Origin of the sequence: Undibacterium sp. YM2 (assembly GCF_009937975.1) — a bacterium.
Classification (GTDB): domain Bacteria; phylum Pseudomonadota; class Gammaproteobacteria; order Burkholderiales; family Burkholderiaceae_D; genus Undibacterium.
Genome location: NZ_AP018441.1, coordinates 2,184,389 through 2,207,545, shown reverse-complemented (window position 1 = coordinate 2,207,545; position 23,157 = coordinate 2,184,389). Strand labels below are relative to the sequence as shown.

Below are 23,157 nucleotides of genomic sequence, written 5' to 3'. Positions count from 1 at the left end.
AACTTGAACAAAAAAGGGAAGCCTTGCTTCCCTTCAGAATCTGGAGCGGGAGAAGAGTCTCGAACTCTCGACCTCAACCTTGGCAAGGTTGCGCTCTACCAACTGAGCTACTCCCGCAGATATGCTGCTGATACTTCAGGTACTACGCCATTTTGGAGCGGGAGAAGAGTCTCGAACTCTCGACCTCAACCTTGGCAAGGTTGCGCTCTACCAACTGAGCTACTCCCGCATTTTTACTACTAACCTGCCTTACTGCTTTTCGCTGCCGCCCAAAAAATTTTTGGAGCGGGAGAAGAGTCTCGAACTCTCGACCTCAACCTTGGCAAGGTTGCGCTCTACCAACTGAGCTACTCCCGCGTTGCGAAAGACCAGAATTATATATCATCCAGCCATTCTGTCAACTACCCATTCCAAGATCATTCCACGCTTATTCCACATCTATTCCATTTTATCGGTAGTTTCCTTGATTAAAGGCCATGCCTTGCGCAGGTAATAGAACATGGACCAGACTGTGAGGATGGCGGCAATAATCAATAACCATGAGCCAAAGAAGCTGGTATCGATTACGCCGAACAAGACATCGTTAAATAACAGCATAGGTATCGCAGTCATTTGTGCCGCTGTCTTGATTTTGCCCAGAGAGCTGACTGCGACTGACTTGGAGGCGCCAATCAGCGCCATCCATTCACGCAGCGCAGAGATCGTGATTTCACGGCCTATGATAATGAAAGCAAAAACAGTATTGACGCGGTCCAACTGAACCAGTGCCAGCAATGCACCTGCGACCATCAGTTTGTCTGCCACCGGGTCGAGGAAAGCACCAAATGAGGAAGTCTGGTTCCAGCGCCTTGCCAGGAAACCGTCAAACCAGTCGGTCACCGCCGCAACAATAAAAATGACGGTAGCAACGACACCTTGTTCAAACCGCGTCAACCAGACTTCGGGCAGGTAAAAAACACCAACCACCAGCGGTATCAACGCGACACGTAGCCAGGTCAGCAGGATAGGAAAATTGAAAGGCATGTCTTTTTTGGTTTTATTCGGTTTATGCATCAGGCAGGCTGACTACAATGCCAGCGTCTGACGCAATTATATTTCCCTATCGCAGCCGCTTGTAAATTTCTTCTGCCAATTGGCGGGAAATACCTTCTACGCTGGCCAAATCGGCGACACTGGCATCGCTGACACCCTTTAAACCACCAAAACGCACTAGCAGACGCTGGCGGCGCTTGGGGCCTATGCCTTCTATCTCTTCCAACTGCGAGGTCTGCCTGGCCTTGTCGCGCTTGGCACGCATGCCGGTAATGGCAAAGCGGTGGGCCTCGTCGCGGATCTGGGCGATCAGCATAAGGGCAGCAGATTCTTTACCCAGTTCCTTTTCTGCACGGCCATCAACGAACACCAGGGTCTCAAGGCCGACCTTGCGGCCCTCGCCTTTGGCGACGCCGACGATGAGGCTGATATCGAGGCCAAGTTCGACAAAGACTTGCCTGGCTATCTCGACCTGACCTTTGCCACCGTCAATCAGGACGATGTCTGGCATGCGGCGCTCATTGGCCCCGTCACCACTGGTGTCACCACTAGCGACTTTTTCGTAGCGGCGGAACAGCACCTGGCGCATGGCAGCGTAATCGTCGCCCCCAGTAATATCCTTGATATTGAAGCGGCGGTATTCACTGTTTTGCATGGCATGGTGGTGGAATACGACGCAGGATGCCTGTGTGGCTTCGCCCTGAGTGTGACTGATATCAAAACACTCTACACGCAATTCCTCAAGATTTTCGACATCCAGCTCAAGCACTGTTGCCAGTGCGCGGGTACGGGCCTGTTGCGAGCCTTGCTCAGACAGCATACGCGCCAGTGCCAGCCTGGCACCCTTGACGGCCATATCCAGCCAGGCGCGGCGTTGCTCCTGAGGCTGGAAGGACAGATGAATGCGATGACCACATTGCTCGGCCAGTGCCAGCATGAGGTCGGGTGCATCCAGTTCCACGTTCATGACCAAGGTCGAAGGAATGAACTGATCGACATAGTGCTGTGCCAGAAAGGCAGAGATGACCTCAACCTCGATTTCATTTTCTGCGACGCTGACTGCATCATCTACATGAGTGGGGAAATAAGCGCGGTCGCCCAGATGTCGCCCTCCCTGACCATGGCCAGGTTAACACAGGCACGCCCACCCTCCACTACCACAGCCAAAATATCGATATCGACATCGCCTGCGGTTTCCATACTTTGCTGATGCAAGACTTTGGACAGGGCCTGCATCTGGTTGCGTACGGCTGCTGCCTGCTCGAATTTGAGCTCCATGGAAAAATCGAGCATCTTTTTTTCCAGGGTCTGCATGACTTCGAGCTGGCGGCCACGCAAAAAGTCAGCCGCATTATTAACGTCTTGCTGATAATCTTCAGGCGCAATGATATTGACGCAGGGTGCACTGCAACGGTTGATCTGGTGCAGCAGACATGGGCGGGTGCGGTTGGCAAATACGCTGTCTTCGCAACTGCGCAGCAGAAAAACTTTTTGCAATATCTGCATCGACTCCTTGACGGCCCAGCCGGAAGGAAATGGTCCAAAGTACTGATGTTTTTTATCTATCGCACCACGGTAATACATCATGCGCGGCGTTTTTTCCGCAGTGATTTTCAGGTAAGGGTAAGACTTGTCATCACGGAAAAGGATGTTATAGCGCGGCTTCAGGGCCTTGATGAGGTTGTTCTCAAGGATCAACGCTTCAGCTTCGCTGCGGGTGACCGTGGTTTCGAGCCTGGCGATTTTCTCTACCATCATCGCAATACGCGGGCTGGAGAGGTTTTTGAGAAAATAGCTGGAGACGCGTTTTTTCAAGTCACGCGCCTTACCCACGTACAGCACCTGGTCATTGCTATCGAAATAGCGATATACACCCGGCAGGTTGGGTAATTTGGCAACCAGATCGAGCACCTGCTGGCGTGCTTCTGAGATATTTGGTTCGGTCATGATGCAATCAATCTGCGGCGCTGGTAGAAGGTAGAAGCCGCTACTTTAGCAGGAATTGTTCAGTTCGATGATGACGAAGGCGATGGCATAATCAGTTTCATCGCTGACAGAGATACGCGCCTGCAGGTGACGCTCCTGCATCCATTGCTGCATATTACCGTTGGTCTGCACGACGGGCTGTCCCTGGTCGTTATTCAGGGTTTGCATGGCATGCCAGTTCATGGGGTCGCGCATGCCCATGCCCACTGCTTTTGAAAACGCTTCTTTTGCTGCAAAGCGGGTGGCCAGATAACGCAGGCCGCGTGCTTCAACCAGAGCTTTGCGTTCGCGATAAATCGCCAGCTCTTCTGGCCCCAGGATTTTTTCAGCAAAGCGTTCACCGTTACGCGCAATGGCTTCCTGCATGCGCGAGATTTGTACGATGTCGGTGCCTATGCCGTAAATCATCTCAGGCCACTTTATGCAAGCTTGCCAGGCGAGCTTTGACCATCAGGGCCTTCATGTCGCTGATGGATTTTTGCCAGCCTACGAACAGGGCTTGAGCGACGATGGCATGGCCTATATTCAATTCTGAAATTTCAGGGATGGCAGCGATTGCGGCAGTATTAGTCATGTGCAATCCATGTCCGGCATTCACTTTCAAACCATGGCGTATGCCAGCGATAGCGGCTTGAGATATGCGCGCCAGCTCTTTCACCTGCAACTCTGGATCAGCCGCATCAGCATAGCGGCCAGTATGAATTTCTATGACGTTTGCGCCTGCTTCTGAACTGGCCTGTATCTGCTGCTCATCTGCATCAATGAAGAGTGACACACGTATGCCTGCCTCTTGCAATTGCCGAACCGCAGCTTGCACTCTGACAAAGTCACGGGCAACATCAAGGCCACCTTCAGTTGTGACTTCTTCACGGCGTTCCGGCACCAGGCAAACGTCCTGGGGCAGAATGCGGCAGGCTAGATCCAGCATTTCATTATTGATGGCTGTTTCCAGGTTCATGCGCGTCAAGATGCGTGGACGCAACTGTTCTACGTCTGCATCGCGGATGTGCCGGCGGTCTTCACGCAAATGCAGGGTAATGCAATCTGCACCTGCCTCTTCTGCCAGCAAGGCGGCTTGCAAGGGATCTGGATAAGTCGTACCTCGCGCATTACGCAGGGTGGCAACGTGGTCGATATTGATGCCCAGTTCTATCAACTGGCTTTGTTGATGGATATTCATAGATTTTGCAAATCAATCAGTATTTGCCGGGTATTCAGCGCAGCACCATGCAAATGATGGGCAAGCAAAAAACGCATCAGCAACTTGCTTTGCAGTTGTGTGCTTTGCTCAGTATAGTCGCCGCGCTGCATGGCCAGCAAAGTTTTGCCACTGACCCTGGGTACATTGTCTGAGGACATGGCTGGCCTGGGGCCGCGTTCCGGGTCAAGCACATAGAACTGCTCTGCCTGCACGCGTTCTCGCTCTTGAGTGCAGCGTGTCAGGTCACCCAGCAAACCGGATTCGCGCAATAGTGCGAGTTCAAAGCGGCGCAGGACGATAGTGGCAGGCTCATCATGCGCGAGTTGATTTAAGGTGGAAACATACAGGTCAAACAAGTCGGGGTGCGCTTCATCTCGCATGAGAAACTTGACCAGTAATTCATTGAGATAAAAACCACAGAGCAAGGCTGATTTTTCCAGCGGCAGCATGCCGCCCACCCAGTCTGCTGTCGTCAGCGTGCGAATCTCGCCCTTGCCTGTCCAGCCCAGTTGCAAGGGCTGGAAAGTTTGCAAGACACTGCGTAATTGTGAATGAGGGCGTTTTGCACCCTTGGCAACCAGGGCGATGCGGCCATGGTCGCGCGTCAATACATCGATGATGAGGCTGGTTTCTTTGTACGGCCAGGAATGGAGGACAAAACCTGGCTGCTCCAGTATGCGCAAATCTTTGGCCAGGGATTTGCTGGCAACACGTGAGGTCGCTGAACTTGCCGTGCTTGCTTTAGGTGTCCGTGGTCGGGCTGCAGTTTTTTTGACAACAGGTGGCGCTGGCGGCACAGCCGCCGCATCTGTTACGGCGCTGTCTTCCTGCACGGCGACTGCCTGCTCATCCATGGATGGTTTTACTCGTAACCGTAGGCACGCAAACCGGCTTCATTGTCTGCCCAGCCGGATTTGACCTTGACCCAGATTTCCAGATACACGGGGCCACCAAACAGTTTTTCCATATCCTGGCGCGACTGGGTGGAGATATCTTTCAGGCGTGCGCCCTTGTTGCCTATGACCATGGATTTATGACCATCCCTATCGACCAGGATGGCAACAAAGACACGGCGCAGATTACCCTCTTGCTCAAACTTCTCTATCAACACGGTGCTGGTGTAAGGCAGTTCATCACCAACGAAGCGGAACAGTTTTTCACGGACGATTTCTGCGGCAAGGAACTTCTCGCTGCGGTCGGTGATGTCATCCTCGCCAAACATAGGCGGGTTCAGCGGCAGGTATTTGCGGATTTCGCCTTCAAGGTTTTCCAGCTGGAAGCGCAAGGTCGCAGACACTGGCACGATCGCAGCGAAATTATGCAATGCTGCCACCTTTTGGGCAAACGGCATCATCACGGCCTTGTCTTTGACGCGGTCGGATTTATTGATGACGAGGATACATGGCACATTTTTGGGCAGCAAATCGATCACTTGCTGGTCTGCGGGGCCAAATGTACCTGCTTCTATGATGTACAAAATCACGTCTGCAGCTGTCAGCGTCGTGGTAACAGTACGGTTCAGCGTGCGGTTCAACGCATTTGAGTGGCGGGTCTGAAAACCCGGTGTATCGATATACACAAACTGGGTATTGTCTTTGGTCTGTATGCCGGTAATACGGTGGCGCGTGGTTTGTGCCTTGCGCGAGGTAATACTGACCTTGGCGCCTATCAGGGCGTTCATCAGGGTCGATTTACCGACATTAGGCCGCCCGACGATGGCGATATAACCACAGCGGAAATCAGGATTGTCTATTAATTCAGTCATGCGGTCGTCAGGCAGTCTTAGGGTGAGTCTCGGGGTGAACATCATGGGCCAGCACTTCATCTGCTTCAGCCTCGCTGTTAGCGGCACTATTGCTGGCTTTTGTCTTCTCGGCCTTGGGTGTTTCTGCATCCAGCAGGCTTTTTTGTCTGGCTGATTGCGGTTTTGTCTCAGCCACGGCCGCAGCAGCATCACCTTGCACAGTCGCTATGCCTGCCAGTTTGAGCTGGGATGCGCGTGGCTTGGCTTTTTTCGCTGCAGGTGAACGCACCAGCATGGCCAGGGCTGTTTCCAGTGCCAGCTTGGCGGCTGCCTGCTCGCCTGCACGGCGGCTACCGCCCGTGCCAAATACTTGAATTTCCAGTTTGGGAACCAGGCATTCAATTTCAAATTCCTGATTATGTGCAGCACCATGGGTTGCCACTACATTATATTGTGGCAAAGCGATTTTTTTACTTTGCAAGAATTCTTGCAGCAGGGTCTTGGCATCCTTGCCCAAAGTAGTAGGATCAACACTGGCCAGCACAGGCGCATACAGTGCGCGTATCACTTCACGTGCGGCATCAAAACCTGCATCGAGGAAAATCGCGCCAAACAAGGCTTCCAGCGTATCAGCGAGAATGGATGGGCGACGGAATCCACCAGATTTCAATTCCCCTCACCCAGGCGCAAGAATTGCGACAATTCTATTCTCTGGGCGATTTCGTACAGCGACTGTTGCTTGACCAGATTGGCACGTACACGCGACAAATCACCTTCATCAATATTGGCAAAACTGTCAAACAACAGGGAGGCGACCACGCAATTCAATACTGAGTCACCAAGAAATTCCAGGCGTTCATTATGCAAAACACTATGACTACGATGTGTCAAAGCCTGCTGCAACAAAGCGGGGTTGCTAAACTGGTGCCCCAGCCTTTTCTGCAATAGTTGTTGATTCATACGAGTAGCTTATTCTGCCTTGGCAGGTTTTGTAATGACGACACCATTCTTTGCAGTAGTGTTCGAGTACTCCATCAATATGCTGGCTGGACCAACCAGGGGAATTTTTTTGGAGTAAGAAAAATGCAGGTCATATCCGCCCTCGTTATTTTTAATGATAAGGAGGTCCTTGCCTGTCACTGCATCAAAATAACCAACTTCCCTTTGCTTATCAAAGGCGATCTGTATTTCCCTTGGATTGGTGCCATTCTTGACGTTATTCATCGCTTTATTGATGGAGTTATATTCAATCGCGGTAGGCACCACTTTCATTGCAACCATGGCAACGACAATGATGACGGCAATCGCCATGATCAAGCCGATCAGGGTGATACCTTTTTGTTTTTTGAATGCGGAATATTGAATATTTGACATAGATTTTTCCTGATTAAAACTGAAATTTAATGAAAACTACCAATGCGTTCGATATCACCAAAATTCATCCAGATGAAAAATGCTTTTCCAACAATATTTTCATCTGGCACAAAACCCCAGTAGCGGCTGTCAGCACTATTGTCACGGTTGTCACCCATCATGAAATAGCGATTCTGTGGAACAGTACAGCTAAAGCCGTCAATTTCATAAGAGCAAGACTCTTTATCCTTAAAATCGAGCACCTGGCCTCTGTCGTAAACCGGTTTTTGCTCATTGACAAGAATATTATGGGTAACGCCTGTCAACTGCTCTTTGTATTGTTTCAGATAATTAAGATTATCACGGAAGTCTGGCATATCCGTATATGAAACTTCTTTACCATTCACTGATAAACGTTTGTTTTTATACACAATTTTATCACCAGGCACACCGACCACACGTTTAATATAGTCCACGCTGGGGTCTTCAGGGTATTTAAATACCATGACATCTCCTCTTTGTGGATCATTGATAGAGATGATTTTTTTATTAATCACTGGCAAACGTATGCCGTAAGTAAATTTATTCACCAGTATCAAATCACCAACATACAATGTCGGCAACATTGAGCTGGAAGGGATTTTAAAAGGCTCAAACAAGAAAGAGCGCAAGAAAAATACCAGGGCAATCACCGGGAAGAAACTGCCAGAATATTCTATCCAGACTGGTTGCCTGAGCAGACTGGCTTCTATGTCATGACGGGTATTTTCTTCCAGGCGTATGCCCTCGGCGGACAGCTTGGCACGGCGCGCATCATATTCGGCCAGCGCTTTGTCAGCATTCTGGCGGCGCTGCTTGGCAAAGACAAAAACATCCAGAAACCAGATAACACCAGTTACTATGGTCAGGACAAACAGGATCAGGGCGAAATTGCCCAGGATTGATTGGAAACTCATTTTTCATCCACTTGTAAAATCGCCAAAAACGCTTCTTGCGGGATCTCTACCGAGCCGACCTGCTTCATGCGTTTCTTACCTGCTTTTTGTTTTTCCAGCAATTTGCGCTTACGACTGATATCACCACCATAACATTTGGCCAAAACGTTTTTACGCAAGGCCTTGACGTTTTCACGTGAGATGATATTGGAACCAATTGCCGCCTGGATAGCCACATCAAACATCTGGCGCGGGATAAGTTCGCGCATTTTGGCAGCGACAGCGCGACCACGGAAATGGCTGTTTGCCCTATGGACAATAATCGCCAGCGCATCTACTTTCTCGCTATTGATCAGCATATCGACCTTGACGACGTCAGATGCGCGGTTTTCCTTGAATTCATAGTCCATGGAAGCATAGCCACGCGAGGTGGATTTCAGGCGATCAAAGAAATCCAGCACGATTTCTGCCATCGGCATTTCATAGGTCAGCTTGACCTGGCGACCGTGGTAATTCATGTCCATCTGCACACCGCGTTTCTGGGTACAGAGGGTAATCACCGAGCCCACATATTCTTGCGGCATGTAGAGATTAACGGTGACGATAGGTTCGCGTATCTCTTCTATTTTGGATGGTTCAGGCATCTTGGAAGGATTATCCACCATCAGGATGGTGCCATCAGCCATGACCACTTCATACACCACGGTTGGGGCAGTGGTGATGAGGTCCATGTCGAATTCACGTTCCAGGCGTTCCTGGACGATTTCCATATGCAGCAAACCAAGGAAACCACAGCGGAAGCCAAAGCCCAGCGCCTGTGACACTTCAGGTTCGTACATCAGGGCGGCATCGTTGAGCTTGAGTTTCTCCAGAGAATCACGCAAGGCATCGTATTGATTGGCCTCAACCGGGAACAGACCGGCAAACACTTGCGGCTGCACTTCTTTAAAGCCCGGCAAAGGTGCTGCTGCAGGTTTGTTGGCAACCGTAATCGTGTCGCCGACTTTGGCCGATTTCAATTCTTTGATGCCAGCGATCACGAAGCCTACCTGGCCTGCCGTCAGCTCAGTACGGCTCAAGGACTTGGGTGTGAATACGCCGACACTTTCGACCAGATGCTGTGCTTCTGTCGCCATGAACAAAATCTTGTCTTTCGGGCGCAAAGTACCGTTCTTGATACGCACCAGCATGACAACGCCGACGTAATTATCAAACCAGGAATCGACAATCAGTGCTTGCAAAGGCGCAGTTGGATCGCCTTGCGGAGGTGGCACCTTAACAATCAGGGACTCCAAGACATCTTCAACACCCAGGCCGGTTTTAGCGGAGCAATGCACCGCGTCTGAAGCGTCTATGCCGATGACTTCTTCGATTTCCTTGCAGGCATTGTCAGGGTCGGCTGAAGGCAAATCAATCTTGTTGAGGACAGGTACAACTTCTACACCCAGTTCTATGGCGGTATAGCAGTTGGCTACTGTCTGTGCCTCTACACCTTGTGATGCATCCACGACCAACAGTGCGCCTTCACATGCAGACAGGGAACGGCTGACTTCATAACTGAAATCGACGTGACCGGGAGTATCGATCAGGTTCAGGTTGTATATCTGACCGTCGCGTGCCTTGTAATGCAATGCCGCTGTCTGAGCCTTGATCGTGATACCACGTTCACGCTCAATATCCATGGAATCAAGCACTTGCGCTTCCATCTCGCGGTCGGAAAGGCCGCCACAAAGCTGGATAATACGATCTGCCAGCGTGGATTTGCCGTGGTCAATATGGGCAATAATTGAAAAATTGCGGATGTTATTCATTGAAATTACGAAAAAAACAAAGGTGAAGCGAATACCAGCTATAAAAAAAGCGCTCTGAGCTGGGCAAGTTTCCCCAGGCGAGCGCCTTCAGTTTGGGTTTTGCAAAACGCCATTTTACCGGATTTCACCCCGGAAAGCCGAGAAATCGTCGGCATGATGTCAGTTGATCACTACAAAAAAGACAAGAAAGCCAGGGATTCCACTAAATCCCTTTGTGGCAAGCCCCATTTATCTTCATAGTCTATCTTGGCCAGGTACAAACCATCAGGCATGAAGGTAGGCGCAGCAATTTCACGGTTCTTGCTGAGCAACACCTCGCCCATCCATTCCGGCTCTCTTTTGCCAGTGCCGACAAAGATCAGGGAACCAACAATATTCCTGACCATGTGATGCAGGAAGGCGCTGGCGCGCAAAGTAAAGATAATCATTTCACCCTGGCGCTGTATCCGTATCTCATACATGTGCTTGACCGGGGTTTTAGCCTGGCAGCCAGAGGCACGGAAAGCAGAAAAATCATGCTCGCCCAGCAGGTGCGAAGCAGCAGCACACATACGCTCGACATCAAGTGGCCGAAAAGTCCAGCCTGCCCGGCCATGCCACATGGGCGAACGGATGGCCGCATTATGCAAAATATAATGATAAGTACGGGCGCGGGCACTGAAACGCGCATGGAAATTGTCTTCAGACTCAGGGTCCAGAGGCAATTCCTTGGCCCATTGCACAGCCACACTGGGGGGCAAAAAAGCATTCACACCATTTACCCACGAATAAGGCTCGCGCACCAGTTCGGTATCAAAATGGACGACCTGCTCTATACCATGTACGCCAGCGTCAGTGCGCCCGGCGCAAGTGGTTTTGATGTCACTTTTGGTAAATCGTTGCAAGGCCCGTTCCAACACGTCTTGCACGGTATTACCAGAAGGCTGAGTTTGCCAGCCCTGCCAGGAATTGCCGTCGTACTGCACACCTAACACTAATCGTTTCAACACAATGCGATTTCCAAAAAAACAAAACGGGCGCCAGCATGCGCTGCGCCCGTTATGACTACGACAAGACCATTAAGCCATTTGAGCTATCATGGACTTGGCTCTTTCTACCTGATCAGAAGTGCCGCCTTTGAGTACTTCATCCAGCAATTCGCGGGCACCTTCTTTATCACCTATTTCATGATAGGCAACTGCCAGATCCAGCTTGGTTGCCATTTCAGCATTGTGCGCTGGTGCCTCCTCTACTGCCGGTGCTGCAGGCGCGCCCGGGTCCAGATCAAGATCAATGCCGGACAGATCAAATTCAAAGGCTGACATGGCATCAGCTTCCGCTTTTTGCGCTGTCAATTCAGGCAATGGAGCCTCTGCTGACTCTTCAGCCAGGGATGCTGCCAGCAGATTTTCATCCAGTTTTTCATCCGGCGGCAAGATATCCAGAGACAAATGATCTGCTGCAGGTTTGTCTGATGCGAAATCTATATGACCCAGGTCCAGTTCAAACTTCTCAGCTTCTGGCTCTGCTGCAACGACAGGGGCTGCCTCTGCAAATACGGGAGCAGGTGCCGGCACATCATCCTTGCTGCCAAAATCAAAGTCTATTGTACCAAAATCAACTTCTGGTGCTGCAGCAGGTTCTACGGCAGGCGCAGCATGGGCAACAGGCTCAGGGATTTTTGGTACTTCTGGCTCAGGAATGGCCGAGATATCGAGATCAAAATCCAGGGCATGCTCATCCATCGCGGCCTCTTCTGGAGCGGCACTGGCTTTTGCAGCACCACCATCACGCTGGGCTGTATCGATGATACTGATGGCTTCCAGCATGTCCTGGGACAGGGAATTAGCCAGCAGCGCCTCCGGATCAAGATCTTCCAATGGTTGGGTACCAGAACCCAGACCAGATGCTGCGGCCATGTCAGCCTTTGCTTTGCCACCGGCATACAAAGGATTGCCGGGCTCAAGCACAATACCCATGGAAGCAGCTTGCGCCCAATCATCGCCCTCGCCACTGGTCATGCCATACAATTCACTGGCCAGACGCTCAAAGGTTTTGGCATCCTTACGACCAAAATAAATTTCCAGCAATTTGACCCTGACCGCATGACGGTCTGGCTGAGTACGCAATGCTTCTTTCAGGATCTCTTCTGCCTGAGAGTCACGGCCGTAAGCGATATATACGTCGGCTTCCGCGACCGGATCAACTTCATTGGCATCCAGCTGGCTCGCAGATGGTGCAAAATTGGAATTGAATACGCTGTTATTCGTATCAACACTCTGACCACCTGTAGAGCCAAACATGGAGTTGGCCTTCATGCTGGAACCGGTCAGGATGCTGTCTTCAAACTGCTGCAATTTTTTCTTGCGCTGGCTGGTCCAGATGCCAACGCCACCCAGAATGGCCAGCAATGCTATACCACCTGGCAGCAGATAGTCAGAAATGCTGTCGAAGAAGCTTGGCTCAGGAGGTGGCGGCGGAGGTTGCGCAGTTATCTTGCGCTTGACCGGCGGTTTTGGCGTAGCAACAGAAGCGGAAGATGCTGCTGCCTCTGGAGCGCTTGCCGGCGCAGGTACACTGGCCTGAACAGAGGCAGATGCCGGAGCAGACGCTGGCGCTGAAGCTGGTGCAGGCGCGGGGGCAGTCACAGGAGCAGACGCTACACTTGCAACCGCTGGCGCTGGCGCTGATGCAGGAGCACTTGCCTTGGCTTCAGGTTTAGCCTTGGCCAGCTCTGCCTGCTTGGCTGCCAGTTCCTTGTTCTTGATTTCTATCTTCTGTGCTTCGAGCAAGCCCTTGAGGTCGCTGACGTTTTTCTCAAGTTCCTTGACGCGTGCATTAGCTTCTTGCGTTGCCCTTTCCTTGGCAAGCTTGTCTTCTTCACCGCCCTTGCCTGAGGCGCGTGCCGACGCTGATCCTGCCTTGGACAATTTCAGTTTATCTGGCGAATCAGTCGTTGCGTTTGGTACTTCTTTTACCTTGGCAGTGATCTTGCCGGCACCACTTTGCTTGGTGGCAGGTGTTTTTTCTGCTGGAGCCTCTGCTACCTGACCTGCCAGCTTGTTGCGGTATGCATTGAAATCAGCGGCGTGCGCGACCACAACAGAATGAGCTTCAGTGCTGCTTCCAGCGCTTGCATTGGCAGACTCAGCATCCGGCACGTTCAGAATCTGGCCGGACTTCAGGCGATTCATGTTATTACCGGCAAAAGCCTGTGGATTGGCACGATAAATACTGACCAGCATCTGATCAAGGGAAACGCCCTCAGCGCGGTAACTACCGGCTATCTTGCTTAAAGTATCACCAGCCTTGACCTGATATTCGCCGGCAGATTTGATTTCCTTGCCGGCTTCACCGTTTTTTGGTGCTGGTGACCTGTCATTTCTCAAGCCGGGATTATTTGCAACCGTATTTGCACGGGTGTTTTTGGCTGCATTAGATGCAGATGTATTTTGTGGCTGGTTAGCAACAACGACGGGATTACTGACTTGCACAGATTGACTGTTTCGCAATTCAGCGGGGTCCAGCAAGAAGGTGTATTCTCTCAGCAGCTTACCATTGGCAGAGTTTAACTCCAGCAGCATATCAACGAAAGGCTCGTTCATTGCCTGGGATGAGCTGATGCGGATGACATAATTTGCGCCGCGCTGTTCAACTGCAAAACGCAGTGACAATAATGCGACATTAAAGTCTATGTTCGCCTGTTTGAAAGCTTCCTGGGATGCCAGTTTGGGCACCAGGGAATCGATCTCTTCCTTGGCAGGAGAGGTCAGTTCTACCTCTGCGCGCAAGGGCTGCCCAAGAGCGGAGAGCACGGTCAGCTTACCGAGACCGGTAGCATGCGCACTGGACAACATGAACAAGGACGAGGCTACAGCAACACTTAACGCCTTGCGTCCCACGGTAATCACAGACGATTTTTTTGATTATGCATTTTGTCAGACATATTGGGAATTTTTGGCGAACAAAGTCCGCTGGGTGACGCTTTACATATTGCTTAGCGACGCGTCCTAATGTTTCACATTAACATTACAAACATTGCCCCGCAAGCTTAACGCGATTTATCACAGTGGTAAATACATTAAGAACCTTGAAGTGCAAGGATATCGCATAAATGTTGTTGCCAAATGACAAGTGAAAAGATTATCGCCAAAAACCCAATTGTTTATTTATTAAAATTAATTCCAGAAGTCCGGCAGCACATCAATCCGGCACTCAAAGAGTTTCAAAAACAACAAGGGGGCGTTAAACGCCCCCCTATATTCTACAACAAGTTTTAACAATTACTTTAAAACATCAGGTTTTGCTGAGTTTTTAATCAATCAGGATACGCAGCATACGGCGCAGTGGCTCCGCTGCACCCCACAATAATTGATCACCCACAGTGAAGGCGCCGACATATTCCGGGCCCATTGCCAGCTTACGGATACGGCCAACCGGAATAGTCATGGTGCCAGTGACGGCAACCGGTGTCAGGTCACGGATACTGGCTTCGCGGGTATTTGGCACCACTTTTACCCATTCATTGTCAGCAGCGATCATGGCTTCGATATCTGCCAGTGGCACGTCTTTTTTCAACTTGAATGTCAAAGCCTGGCTGTGGCAGCGCATGGCGCCGATACGTACGCAGAAACCATCGACTGGCACAGCTGCTGTACCAAAACCTGCACCCTGCCCCAGTATCTTGTTGGTCTCGGCCATGCCTTTCCATTCTTCCTTGGACATGCCGTCGCCGAGATCCTTGTCTATCCATGGGATCAGCGAACCACCCAGTGGTACGCCAAAGTTAGCCGTTTCATCAGCAGTCAAAGAACGTTGCTTGGCAATGATTTTACGATCGATTTCCAGAATCGCGCTTTTCGGGTCATCCAGCAAAGACTTTACTTCAGCGTTCAAGGTGCCGTATTGCGTCAACAATTCACGCATGTGCTGGGCACCGCCACCAGACGCGGCCTGGTAAGTTTGCGTACTCATCCATTCGACCAGGCCTGCCTTGTACAGAGCGCCAACACCCATGAGCATGCAGCTAACTGTGCAATTACCACCTATCCAGTCTTTTTGACCATTGACCAGAGCTTGCTTGATCACAGGCAGGTTGACCGGGTCCAGCACGATGACTGCGTTTTCATTCATGCGCAGACTGGATGCGGCATCTATCCAGTGACCATTCCAGCCACTAGCGCGCAATTTAGGGTAAATTTCATTGGTGTAATCACCGCCCTGGCAGGTAATAATAATTTCGCACTTCTTGAGCGCATCAATATTATTTGCGTCTTGCAAGGTCTTTTCATTCTTCGCCATTGCAGGGGCCGCGCCACCTGTATTGGACGTTGAAAAGAACACGGGTTCAATATGATCGAAATCACCTTCTTCCTGCATGCGTTGCATCAGGACAGAACCCACCATACCGCGCCAACCTACCAGACCTACCAGTTTCATCATTTTTCCCTAAAATTTTGCAGGACGTCCCTGCCCTTCACGAACAAATAGGACTTATGCAAAATTGTCCCAGCAAGGCGTAGCGACGAAGACAGTACTTTAGTACGACTAGTCGCTGCAACGCAGCTGGGGCGGTTTTGCGTAAGGACTAAATTAACTCAATGCCTGCAATACGGCTTGCCCCATCTCGCCAGTACCAACCTTGGTGGTACCAGCTTCATAGATATCAGGAGTACGCAAACCCTGCGCCAGAACTTTCTTGACCGCATTCTCTATGCGGTCTGCCTGCTCGGCCTTGTTCAGCGAGTAACGCAACATCATGGCAGCAGACAGGATGGTTGCCAGCGGATTCGCTACGCCTTTGCCAGCGATATCTGGCGCAGAGCCATGTGAAGGTTCATACAGGCCCTTGTTATTTGCATCCAGCGAAGCCGATGGCAGCATGCCTATGGAGCCGGTCAGCATGGATGCCTGGTCAGACAAGATGTCGCCAAACATATTGCCAGTGACAATGACATCAAATTTCTTGGGTGCACGCACCAGTTGCATGGCGGCATTATCGACATACATGTGGTCCAGCGCTACATCCGGGTATTCTTTATGTACATCCGTAACGATTTCTTTCCAGAACTGGAAAGTTTCCAGCACATTGGCCTTATCAACGCTGGTCAGGCGCTTGTCGCGTTTTTGCGCAGCCTGGAAAGCGACGTGGGCTATGCGACGAATTTCAGATTCTGCATAACGCATGGTATCAAAACCTTCGCGCTCGCCTTTGAAAGGGCCGTCAGGACAAACGCGAATACCGCGTGGCTGACCAAAATAAATATCACCTGTCAGCTCACGGATGATCAGGATATCCAGACCTGAAACCACTTCTGGCTTCAGGGTCGATGCACCTGCCAGTTCCGGATACATGATGGCCGGGCGCAGGTTGGCAAACAACTTCAGGTTTTTACGCAAACCAAGGATGGCCTGTTCAGGACGCAGTGGACGATCCAGGGTGTCATACTTCCAGTCACCGACTGCGCCAAACAACACCGCATCCGCTTCCAGCGCCAGTTTCAAGGTTGCTTCTGGCAAAGGATGACCAGACGCTTCATAGCCTGCACCACCTACTGGTGCGGTTTCCATTTCAAAAGACTCGCCCAGCGCATTCAACACCTTGACTGCCTGCTCAACAATTTCCGGACCGATGCCGTCACCCGGCAAAATAGCAATTTTCATATTCTCAACAAATTAATTTAGATGGCTGGTACAGGCAGCTGATTCAAATAAGGTATTCAAGTGACTTAGATGGTATTGGCAAGCCAGGGCTGTGCCGCCAAGTGGCGCTCTTCAAAGGCGCGTATCTTGTCAGACTGGCGCAGCGTCAGGCCAATATCGTCGAGACCATTGAGCATGCAGTATTTGCGGAAGGCGTCAATATCAAAACCATAGCTGGCACTGCCATTCGTGGTGCGCACGACTTGCTGCTCCAGATCAACGATCAGGCGGTAGCCAGGAAAAGCCTTGACTTCATTGAACAATGCATCGACCTGAGCCTCGCCCAGGACGATAGGCAGCACGCCGTTTTTATAGCAATTATTAAAGAAGATATCTGCAAAGCTTGGGGCAATAATCGCGCGGAAGCCAAACTGCTCCAGCGCCCAGGGCGCATGTTCGCGCGAAGAACCGCAACCAAAATTTTTACGTGCGAGCAAAATCGAAGCACCCTGATAGCGCGGCTGATTCAATACGAAATCCGGATTCACAGGACGCTTGCTATTGTCCATGCCAGGTTCGCCATGATCGAGATAACGCCACTCATCAAACAGATTGGGGCCAAAACCACTACGTTTGATGGATTTCAGGAACTGCTTGGGGATGATGGCATCGGTATCCACATTAGCCCGGTCCATGGGCGCGACCAAGCCATCCAATAAAGTAAATTTTTCCATACCCGTGCTTATTTTTTACCTACATTCTCGACTGCTTCACCAGCCTTTTTAACGTCTTTACCTATGCCCTGTACGGTATTGCATGCTGTCAGTACCAGTGCGCACATCGCCAATACAAATATCTTTTTCATGTCATCTCTCCTGGTAAATTAAGATAATCCACGTACATCGACAAAATGTCCTGCCACACCAGCTGCTGCAGCCATGGCAGGTGACACCAGGTGGGTGCGGCCACCCTGGCCCTGACGCCCTTCAAAGTTACGGTTGGAAGTGGAAGCACAACGCTCACCCGGTTCCAGCCTGTCGGCATTCATGGCCAGGCACATCGAGCAACCTGGCTCACGCCATTCAAAACCTGCGGCTTTAAATATCTGATCCAGACCTTCACGTTCTGCCTGTTCCTTGACCAGGCCAGAACCTGGCACGACCATCGCCAGCTTGACGTTTGATGCACGGTATTTGCCACGCACCACAGCCGCCGCAGCACGCAAATCTTCTATGCGCGAATTAGTGCAGGAGCCGATGAAGACTTTATCAATACGAATATCAGAAATGGCCGTATTCGGCTCCAGCGCCATATAGATCAATGCTTTTTCTATGGCATCACGTTTAACAGCATCTTTTTCCTGCTCAGGGTCAGGTACGCGGCTATCTATCGCCACCACCATTTCGGGCGAGGTACCCCAGGTAACCTGTGGCTTGATTTCTGCGGCATTGAGTGTCACGACCATATCGAATTTGGCACCAACGTCGGTATGCAGTGTGCTCCAGTATTCAACAGCCCTGTCCCAGTGCGGGCCGACGGGTGACAAGGGGCGGCCTTTGACATAGTCGATGGTAGTCTGGTCCACTGCCACCATGCCAGCACGCGCACCAGCTTCAATCGCCATATTGCAGACGGTCATGCGCCCTTCCATAGACAGATTGCGGATGGTTGAACCGGCAAACTCAATCGCGTAACCGGTGCCGCCTGCGGTACCAATCTTGCCTATCACCGCCAGCACGATATCTTTTGCTGTCACGCCGACAGGCATGGCACCATCAACTTGCACCAGCATGGATTTGGATTTTTTGGCGATCAGGGTCTGTGTCGCCAGCACGTGCTCAACTTCAGATGTACCTATGCCATGCGCCAGGCAGGCAAAAGCGCCATGAGTCGATGTATGCGAATCACCACAAACGACGGTCATGCCCGGCAAAGTTGCGCCTTGCTCAGGGCCTATCACGTGAACGATGCCCTGGCGTTTGTCTGCCATGCCAAAATAGGTTAAACCATATTCTTTGGCATTGGCATCCAGTGTTTCCACCTGCAGGCGGGAAATCGGATCATCGATACCATTGATGCGGTTTGTGGTTGGCACATTGTGATCTGCCACGACCAGATTAGCGGATAGTCGCCATGGCTGACGTCCAGCCAGCTTCAGACCTTCGAAAGCCTGCGGACTGGTCACCTCATGCAACAAATGGCGGTCTATATAGAGAATTGCCGTGCCATCGTCTTCTGAATGGACTACATGGGATTCCCATAATTTATCGTAAAGCGTTTTAAGCATAATCTGAAGCCTGGAAATAAGTCATTGGTTCTTGCTACATCCTGTACTGCATCTTTTTTTCGCATTTGATTATGCCACAATTGTGCAACGCAAAACCAACCCTCACGCCAAAATGGTGCATGAAAATTTCAATATAAATGCATGGGTTTGGTGAAAATCGCCAAATTTTCATCTGGATTTTGAGGGGAATCTGGAAAATTGCCAGTGAATATTCTGGAGCAGACGCAACGACGTGGCACTCAGAACAGTGCCAGCAAGAGAGAAATGCACTGACCGGCAAGCGGCCAGTCAAGTTACGGCACAGAAGCCACATAAACAATTGCCCGCAGTGTAGCATGATCCTGCCACGCCTCTGAACGACAAGGAATGGAAGCAGGATCATGCCTGACATCAGGCACCAGGCTTGACGTCACCACATTGAGCCCTGTGGCGTAGTGCATGATCCATCAGGACCAGCGCCAGCATGGCTTCAGCGATTGGTGTGGCGCGAATGCCAACACAGGGGTCATGACGTCCAAAGGTTTCCACCATGACAGGATTACCATCTTTATCGACTGATCTTCTTGGCGTACGGATCGAGGAGGTAGGTTTGATCGCAATCGAAACCGTAATATCCTGACCAGTAGAAATACCCCCCAGTATGCCACCGGCATTATTGCCAACAAAACCCTCAGGTGTCAGTTCGTCACCATGTTCAGAACCACGTTGTGCAACTGAACGAAAGCCAGCGCCGATTTCCACTCCCTTGACTGCATTAATCCCCATCATGGCATAAGCAATTTCTGCATCAAGTTTGTCATAGATAGGTTCGCCCAGACCAACTGGCACATTGGAGGCAACGACATCGATTTTGGCACCGATGGAGTCACCATCCTTGCGCAAGGCATCCATGTAATCTTCAAGTTGCTGTATCAGTGCAACATCAGAAGTTGGCGCAAAGAACGGGTTAGTTGCAGCATGCTCCCAGGCTTGAAATGGAATGACAATTTCGCCCAGCTGACTCATACCGCCGTGGAACACCGTCCCATATTGCTGATTCAACCACTTTTTTGCAATTGCTGCAGCACCAACAACGGGCGCAGTCAAACGTGCAGAAGAGCGCCCACCACCACGCGGGTCGCGAATGCCATATTTATTCCAGTAAGTGAAATCGGCATGCCCTGGACGAAAAGTTTCTGTGATGTTGCCATAATCCTTACTGCGCTGGTCCTGGTTGCGGATCAGCAGACCTATCGGCGTACCTGTCGTCTTGCCCTGATATACACCGGACAGAATTTCCACCGTATCAGGCTCCTGGCGCTGGGTTACGTGACGCGAGGTGCCTGGGCGGCGGCGGTCAAGTTCTGGCTGTATGTCTGCTTCAGACAATTCCATGCCCGGCGGGCAGCCATCAATCACGCAACCTATGGCTGGACCGTGGGATTCGCCGAAGGTTGTAACAGTAAACAAGGTGCCAAAAGTATTGCCGGACATATTATTTCGAAAATGAGAGGTTAGACAGAATAAATTCCATTTTACCAGTGAAGCGCCCAGTACAGAATTTAGCCTCTGTATGAAGTGGCAAAAGATTTCACTATTTTTCGCACATTCCAGTCAAATTCACGGCATTTTTATCCCCGCTCTGGTGAATCTTGTTTTATTCTTACCAATGATAAATATTTGAAGCTTGGCTCCCGATACTTTTAGTGTCATAGTTCCGCAAGGAACCAATTTTGCAGTGCCCTTACCATACGATATGCCAAGCATGGAGCCGCATTACAGATGAATTCAACGATCCACTCTTCTGAAGATGATCTGGTTTTCCTCGACGAACCAGACAGCGATGAAACTGCGGCGGCTTCGCGGCCTGCGCAGACTTGGCGGATCATGATTATTGATGATGATCCGGATGTCCACTCCGCTACAACCTTTGCGTTGGGTAGCCTGGAGATCCAGCACCGTGCCCTGAGTTTCCTGCATGCGTATTCAGCAGCAGAAGCTCGCGACATCCTGAAAAATGAAACCGATATTGCCATCATCCTGCTGGATGTGGTCATGGAGCAGGAAGACGCTGGCCTGCAACTGGTCAGCCATATCCGCAAGACCCTGGGCCTGACCGATGTGCGCATCATCCTGCGCACCGGCCAACCAGGCTATGCCCCTGAAATTGATGCGATACGCGATTACGACATCAATGATTACAAAACCAAATCAGAACTGACCCGCACCAAGCTGTATACCGCCGTCACCTCAGCCATCCGCTCTTACGAGCAGATTTGCGCCATCAGTGCCAGCCGTCGCGGCCTGGAAATGATTATTCATGCCAGCACTGAATTGATGGCACTACAGGGCCTGCAGAATTTTGCAGCCGGAGTGCTGGTACAGATTGCGGGTTTGTTGGGACTCAATACAGAAGGATTCGTGTGCGCCCGGCAGGTACCTGTGGAGCTGCAGGAAGAAAGTGATGACCTGTACATTATCGCCGCCACCAATATGTACCTGGGCAGCCTCAACAAGCCACTGGAACAATTGGGCAGCCATGCAACTGGCGATATCGTCAAACGCTCGCTGGAAGCCCGCCAGAGCGTGTTTGAAGCAGATTCCACCGCGCTGTACTTCAACAATGTCGCACAAAAGGATTTCACGCTCTACCTCAATACCGGCCTGCATCTGAACGAGATGGACAAGCGCCTGCTGGGTGTGTTCTGCGGCAATGTATCGGTAGGTCTGGATAATGTCATGCTGACTTCACGTCTGCATAACTACGCCTTCTATGACCCCCTGACAGGCCTGGCAAACCGCCTCAAGCTGCTGCAGACCTTGAATGAGACACTGATGACCTCACTCAAGAACCACAGCTCACTGTCGCTCATAGACATAGACCATTTTGCCGAGACCAATGATGCACTTGGCCATCAATTTGGTGACCAGCTCCTGTATTCCGTTGCACAAAGACTGGTCGCCAATTTTGGCGAACATTGCCAATTGGCAAGGGTTGGCAGCGATACATTCGCCCTGCTGGGTGACGAAGGTCTGGTATGCCCGGATAAGATCCTGGCTTTGTTCAACTCACCCTTCGACGTCGATCAGCAAGACGTGCAACTGTCGGCAACCATAGGCCTGATCAAGCTTGATGATTATGAAAGCGATGGTTCAGAGGCCCTGAAAGATACCAATATTGCCCTGAAGCGCGCCAAGATGAACCGTCGGGGCGGCTATGAATACTTCACCCGCAATATGGGTGTAGAAATACGTGAGCGCGTCTTGCTCATGCACGCCCTGCGCGCGGCATTTGAGCAAAAAAAATTATTCCTGGTTTTCCAACCGCAGATCGATATGCGCGATGGCCGCGTGCTCGGCGCAGAAGCTTTGTTGCGCTGGAAAACAGACGAAGGCAAATTCATCCCGCCCGATCAGTTTATTCCCATCGCCGAGTATTCTGGCCTGATTGTCGATATAGGTGAATGGGTCTTGCGTACTGCCTGTCTTGAACTGGTGCATTTGCGCAGCCTTGGCTATACCAATTTCCAGATGGCGATCAATGTGTCGCAGGCACAGTTTTCACATCCCTTGTTCATGCAATCACTGAACAAGGCATTGGCAGATACCCAGGTGCCACCGCAATATGTGGAACTGGAAATTACTGAATCCATGGCCATGAAAGATCCGGAATTGCTGATCAAGACCCTGCATCAGATCAAGCAACTGGGCATGAGCATTTCGATTGATGACTTTGGTACAGGCTTCTCGTCACTGAGTCATTTGCAAAAACTCGATGTAGATAAATTGAAAATTGACCGCGCCTTTGTCAATGAAATCCAAAAAAATCCAAATGAAGGCAGCATTGCCAAAATGATTGTTCAACTTGGCAAAAACCTGGGGCTGTCCATCATCGCCGAAGGCGTGGAAAGTGAAATGCAGGCAAACACCCTGCTTTCTTACGATTGCCATATCGCCCAGGGTTACCTGTATTCCAAACCCCTGACCCGCGATGATTTGCATGCCTGGCTGGCAAGCAGATAATCCCACTGCACGCAACAGACCGGATTTTCTGGCCTGACGCGTGCAGCCCAACACCAACCTTGCTACTCACTGCGTCAGTAACCATGCATACTAAATGTGGCATTTTCCATTCTGTCCTGCATTTTTTGCAGACTGTCGCAAGTCACTATCAAAGCCAGCACGATTTCCCTACAGTATCAACATGG

Annotated in this window: 17 protein-coding genes, 3 tRNA genes and 2 pseudogenes; 1 reads left to right on the top strand and 21 read right to left on the bottom strand. The window is 50.9% G+C overall.

The window, feature by feature from the left end; all coding sequences use genetic code 11:
* Window positions 1-41: 41 nt before the first annotated feature.
* The 21 genes and pseudogenes from UNDYM_RS09935 to aroC form a co-directional block, all read right to left on the bottom strand.
* Window positions 42-117: transfer RNA gene (locus UNDYM_RS09935), tRNA-Gly, on the bottom strand.
* 36 nt (window positions 118-153) lie between these two features.
* Window positions 154-229 (bottom strand) — tRNA-Gly (locus UNDYM_RS09930).
* 52 nt (window positions 230-281) lie between these two features.
* Window positions 282-357: transfer RNA gene (locus UNDYM_RS09925), tRNA-Gly, on the bottom strand.
* An 81-nt stretch (window positions 358-438) separates the two neighbouring features.
* A complete protein-coding gene (gene pgsA, locus UNDYM_RS09920; RefSeq protein ID WP_162040899.1) occupies window positions 439-1,023 on the bottom strand; it encodes a CDP-diacylglycerol--glycerol-3-phosphate 3-phosphatidyltransferase in 585 nt (194 codons plus the stop codon).
* A 76-nt stretch (window positions 1,024-1,099) separates the two neighbouring features.
* Window positions 1,100-2,979 (bottom strand): annotated as a pseudogene (gene uvrC, locus UNDYM_RS09915) (excinuclease ABC subunit UvrC).
* A gap of 45 nt (window positions 2,980-3,024) precedes the next feature.
* Window positions 3,025-3,426 (bottom strand): holo-ACP synthase, encoded by a 402-nt coding sequence (gene acpS / locus UNDYM_RS09910; protein WP_162040898.1) that lies wholly within the window; start codon window positions 3,424-3,426, stop codon window positions 3,025-3,027.
* Between the two features lies 1 nt (window position 3,427).
* Entirely contained in the window at window positions 3,428-4,198 is a 771-nt protein-coding gene (pdxJ, locus tag UNDYM_RS09905; protein WP_162040897.1) for a pyridoxine 5'-phosphate synthase, read from the bottom strand.
* The gene (gene recO, locus UNDYM_RS09900) at window positions 4,195-5,073 is read right to left on the bottom strand and encodes a DNA repair protein RecO (protein WP_162040896.1); all 879 of its coding nucleotides are present in this window, start codon (window positions 5,071-5,073) and stop codon (window positions 4,195-4,197) included. The genes pdxJ and recO overlap by 4 nt, the downstream gene beginning before the upstream one ends.
* 8 nt (window positions 5,074-5,081) lie before the next feature.
* Entirely contained in the window at window positions 5,082-5,984 is a 903-nt protein-coding gene (era, locus tag UNDYM_RS09895; RefSeq protein WP_162040895.1) for a GTPase Era, read from the bottom strand.
* A gap of 7 nt (window positions 5,985-5,991) precedes the next feature.
* Window positions 5,992-6,923, bottom strand: a pseudogene (gene rnc / locus UNDYM_RS09890) (ribonuclease III).
* Between the two features lie 9 nt (window positions 6,924-6,932).
* Entirely contained in the window at window positions 6,933-7,337 is a 405-nt protein-coding gene (locus UNDYM_RS09885) for a DUF4845 domain-containing protein (RefSeq protein ID WP_162040894.1), read from the bottom strand.
* 26 nt (window positions 7,338-7,363) lie between these two features.
* A complete protein-coding gene (gene lepB / locus UNDYM_RS09880) occupies window positions 7,364-8,272 on the bottom strand; it encodes a signal peptidase I (protein ID WP_162040893.1) in 909 nt (302 codons plus the stop codon).
* Window positions 8,269-10,062 carry a translation elongation factor 4 gene (gene lepA / locus UNDYM_RS09875; RefSeq protein ID WP_162040892.1) on the bottom strand — a complete coding sequence of 598 codons (1,794 nt, stop codon included), beginning with the start codon at window positions 10,060-10,062 and terminating at the stop codon, window positions 8,269-8,271. Before lepA ends, lepB begins: the two co-directional genes overlap by 4 nt.
* Before the next feature lie 170 nt (window positions 10,063-10,232).
* The gene (truA, locus tag UNDYM_RS09870; RefSeq protein WP_162044545.1) at window positions 10,233-11,048 is read right to left on the bottom strand and encodes a tRNA pseudouridine(38-40) synthase TruA; all 816 of its coding nucleotides are present in this window, start codon (window positions 11,046-11,048) and stop codon (window positions 10,233-10,235) included.
* 72 nt (window positions 11,049-11,120) lie between these two features.
* Complete coding sequence (locus tag UNDYM_RS09865; protein ID WP_232063911.1) at window positions 11,121-13,943, bottom strand: FimV/HubP family polar landmark protein; 2,823 nt, start codon at window positions 13,941-13,943, stop codon at window positions 11,121-11,123.
* 412 nt (window positions 13,944-14,355) lie between these two features.
* Window positions 14,356-15,483: an aspartate-semialdehyde dehydrogenase gene (gene asd, locus UNDYM_RS09860; protein WP_162040891.1), complete on the bottom strand. Its 1,128-nt coding sequence runs from the start codon at window positions 15,481-15,483 to the stop codon at window positions 14,356-14,358.
* 150 nt (window positions 15,484-15,633) lie between these two features.
* A complete protein-coding gene (leuB, locus tag UNDYM_RS09855; RefSeq protein WP_162040890.1) occupies window positions 15,634-16,704 on the bottom strand; it encodes a 3-isopropylmalate dehydrogenase in 1,071 nt (356 codons plus the stop codon).
* A gap of 65 nt (window positions 16,705-16,769) precedes the next feature.
* The gene (gene leuD, locus UNDYM_RS09850) at window positions 16,770-17,417 is read right to left on the bottom strand and encodes a 3-isopropylmalate dehydratase small subunit (protein WP_162040889.1); all 648 of its coding nucleotides are present in this window, start codon (window positions 17,415-17,417) and stop codon (window positions 16,770-16,772) included.
* A gap of 8 nt (window positions 17,418-17,425) precedes the next feature.
* Entirely contained in the window at window positions 17,426-17,548 is a 123-nt protein-coding gene (locus UNDYM_RS09845) for an entericidin A/B family lipoprotein (RefSeq protein ID WP_162040888.1), read from the bottom strand.
* A gap of 18 nt (window positions 17,549-17,566) precedes the next feature.
* Window positions 17,567-18,970: a 3-isopropylmalate dehydratase large subunit gene (leuC, locus tag UNDYM_RS09840; RefSeq protein ID WP_162040887.1), complete on the bottom strand. Its 1,404-nt coding sequence runs from the start codon at window positions 18,968-18,970 to the stop codon at window positions 17,567-17,569.
* A 390-nt stretch (window positions 18,971-19,360) separates the two neighbouring features.
* Window positions 19,361-20,443: a chorismate synthase gene (aroC, locus tag UNDYM_RS09835; protein ID WP_162040886.1), complete on the bottom strand. Its 1,083-nt coding sequence runs from the start codon at window positions 20,441-20,443 to the stop codon at window positions 19,361-19,363.
* Window positions 20,444-20,731: 288 nt separating this feature from the next.
* On the opposite strand from aroC, the gene UNDYM_RS09830 reads away from it, so the two are divergent.
* Complete coding sequence (locus UNDYM_RS09830; RefSeq protein ID WP_162040885.1) at window positions 20,732-22,972, top strand: EAL domain-containing protein; 2,241 nt, start codon at window positions 20,732-20,734, stop codon at window positions 22,970-22,972.
* Window positions 22,973-23,157 lie beyond the last annotated feature (185 nt).

Coding starts and splice junctions, on each gene's coding strand:
- pgsA (WP_162040899.1), bottom strand. CDS start 1,023: ATGCCTTTCAATTTTCCTATCCTGCTGACCTGGCTACGTGTCGCGTTG.
- acpS (WP_162040898.1), bottom strand. CDS start 3,426: ATGATTTACGGCATAGGCACCGACATCGTACAAATCTCGCGCATGCAG.
- pdxJ (WP_162040897.1), bottom strand. CDS start 4,198: ATGAATATCCATCAACAAAGCCAGTTGATAGAACTGGGCATCAATATC.
- recO (WP_162040896.1), bottom strand. CDS start 5,073: ATGGATGAGCAGGCAGTCGCCGTGCAGGAAGACAGCGCCGTAACAGAT.
- era (WP_162040895.1), bottom strand. CDS start 5,984: ATGACTGAATTAATAGACAATCCTGATTTCCGCTGTGGTTATATCGCC.
- UNDYM_RS09885 (WP_162040894.1), bottom strand. CDS start 7,337: ATGTCAAATATTCAATATTCCGCATTCAAAAAACAAAAAGGTATCACC.
- lepB (WP_162040893.1), bottom strand. CDS start 8,272: ATGAGTTTCCAATCAATCCTGGGCAATTTCGCCCTGATCCTGTTTGTC.
- lepA (WP_162040892.1), bottom strand. CDS start 10,062: ATGAATAACATCCGCAATTTTTCAATTATTGCCCATATTGACCACGGC.
- asd (WP_162040891.1), bottom strand. CDS start 15,483: ATGATGAAACTGGTAGGTCTGGTAGGTTGGCGCGGTATGGTGGGTTCT.
- leuB (WP_162040890.1), bottom strand. CDS start 16,704: ATGAAAATTGCTATTTTGCCGGGTGACGGCATCGGTCCGGAAATTGTT.
- leuD (WP_162040889.1), bottom strand. CDS start 17,417: ATGGAAAAATTTACTTTATTGGATGGCTTGGTCGCGCCCATGGACCGG.
- UNDYM_RS09845 (WP_162040888.1), bottom strand. CDS start 17,548: ATGAAAAAGATATTTGTATTGGCGATGTGCGCACTGGTACTGACAGCA.
- leuC (WP_162040887.1), bottom strand. CDS start 18,970: ATGCTTAAAACGCTTTACGATAAATTATGGGAATCCCATGTAGTCCAT.
- aroC (WP_162040886.1), bottom strand. CDS start 20,443: ATGTCCGGCAATACTTTTGGCACCTTGTTTACTGTTACAACCTTCGGC.
- UNDYM_RS09830 (WP_162040885.1), top strand. CDS start 20,732: ATGAATTCAACGATCCACTCTTCTGAAGATGATCTGGTTTTCCTCGAC.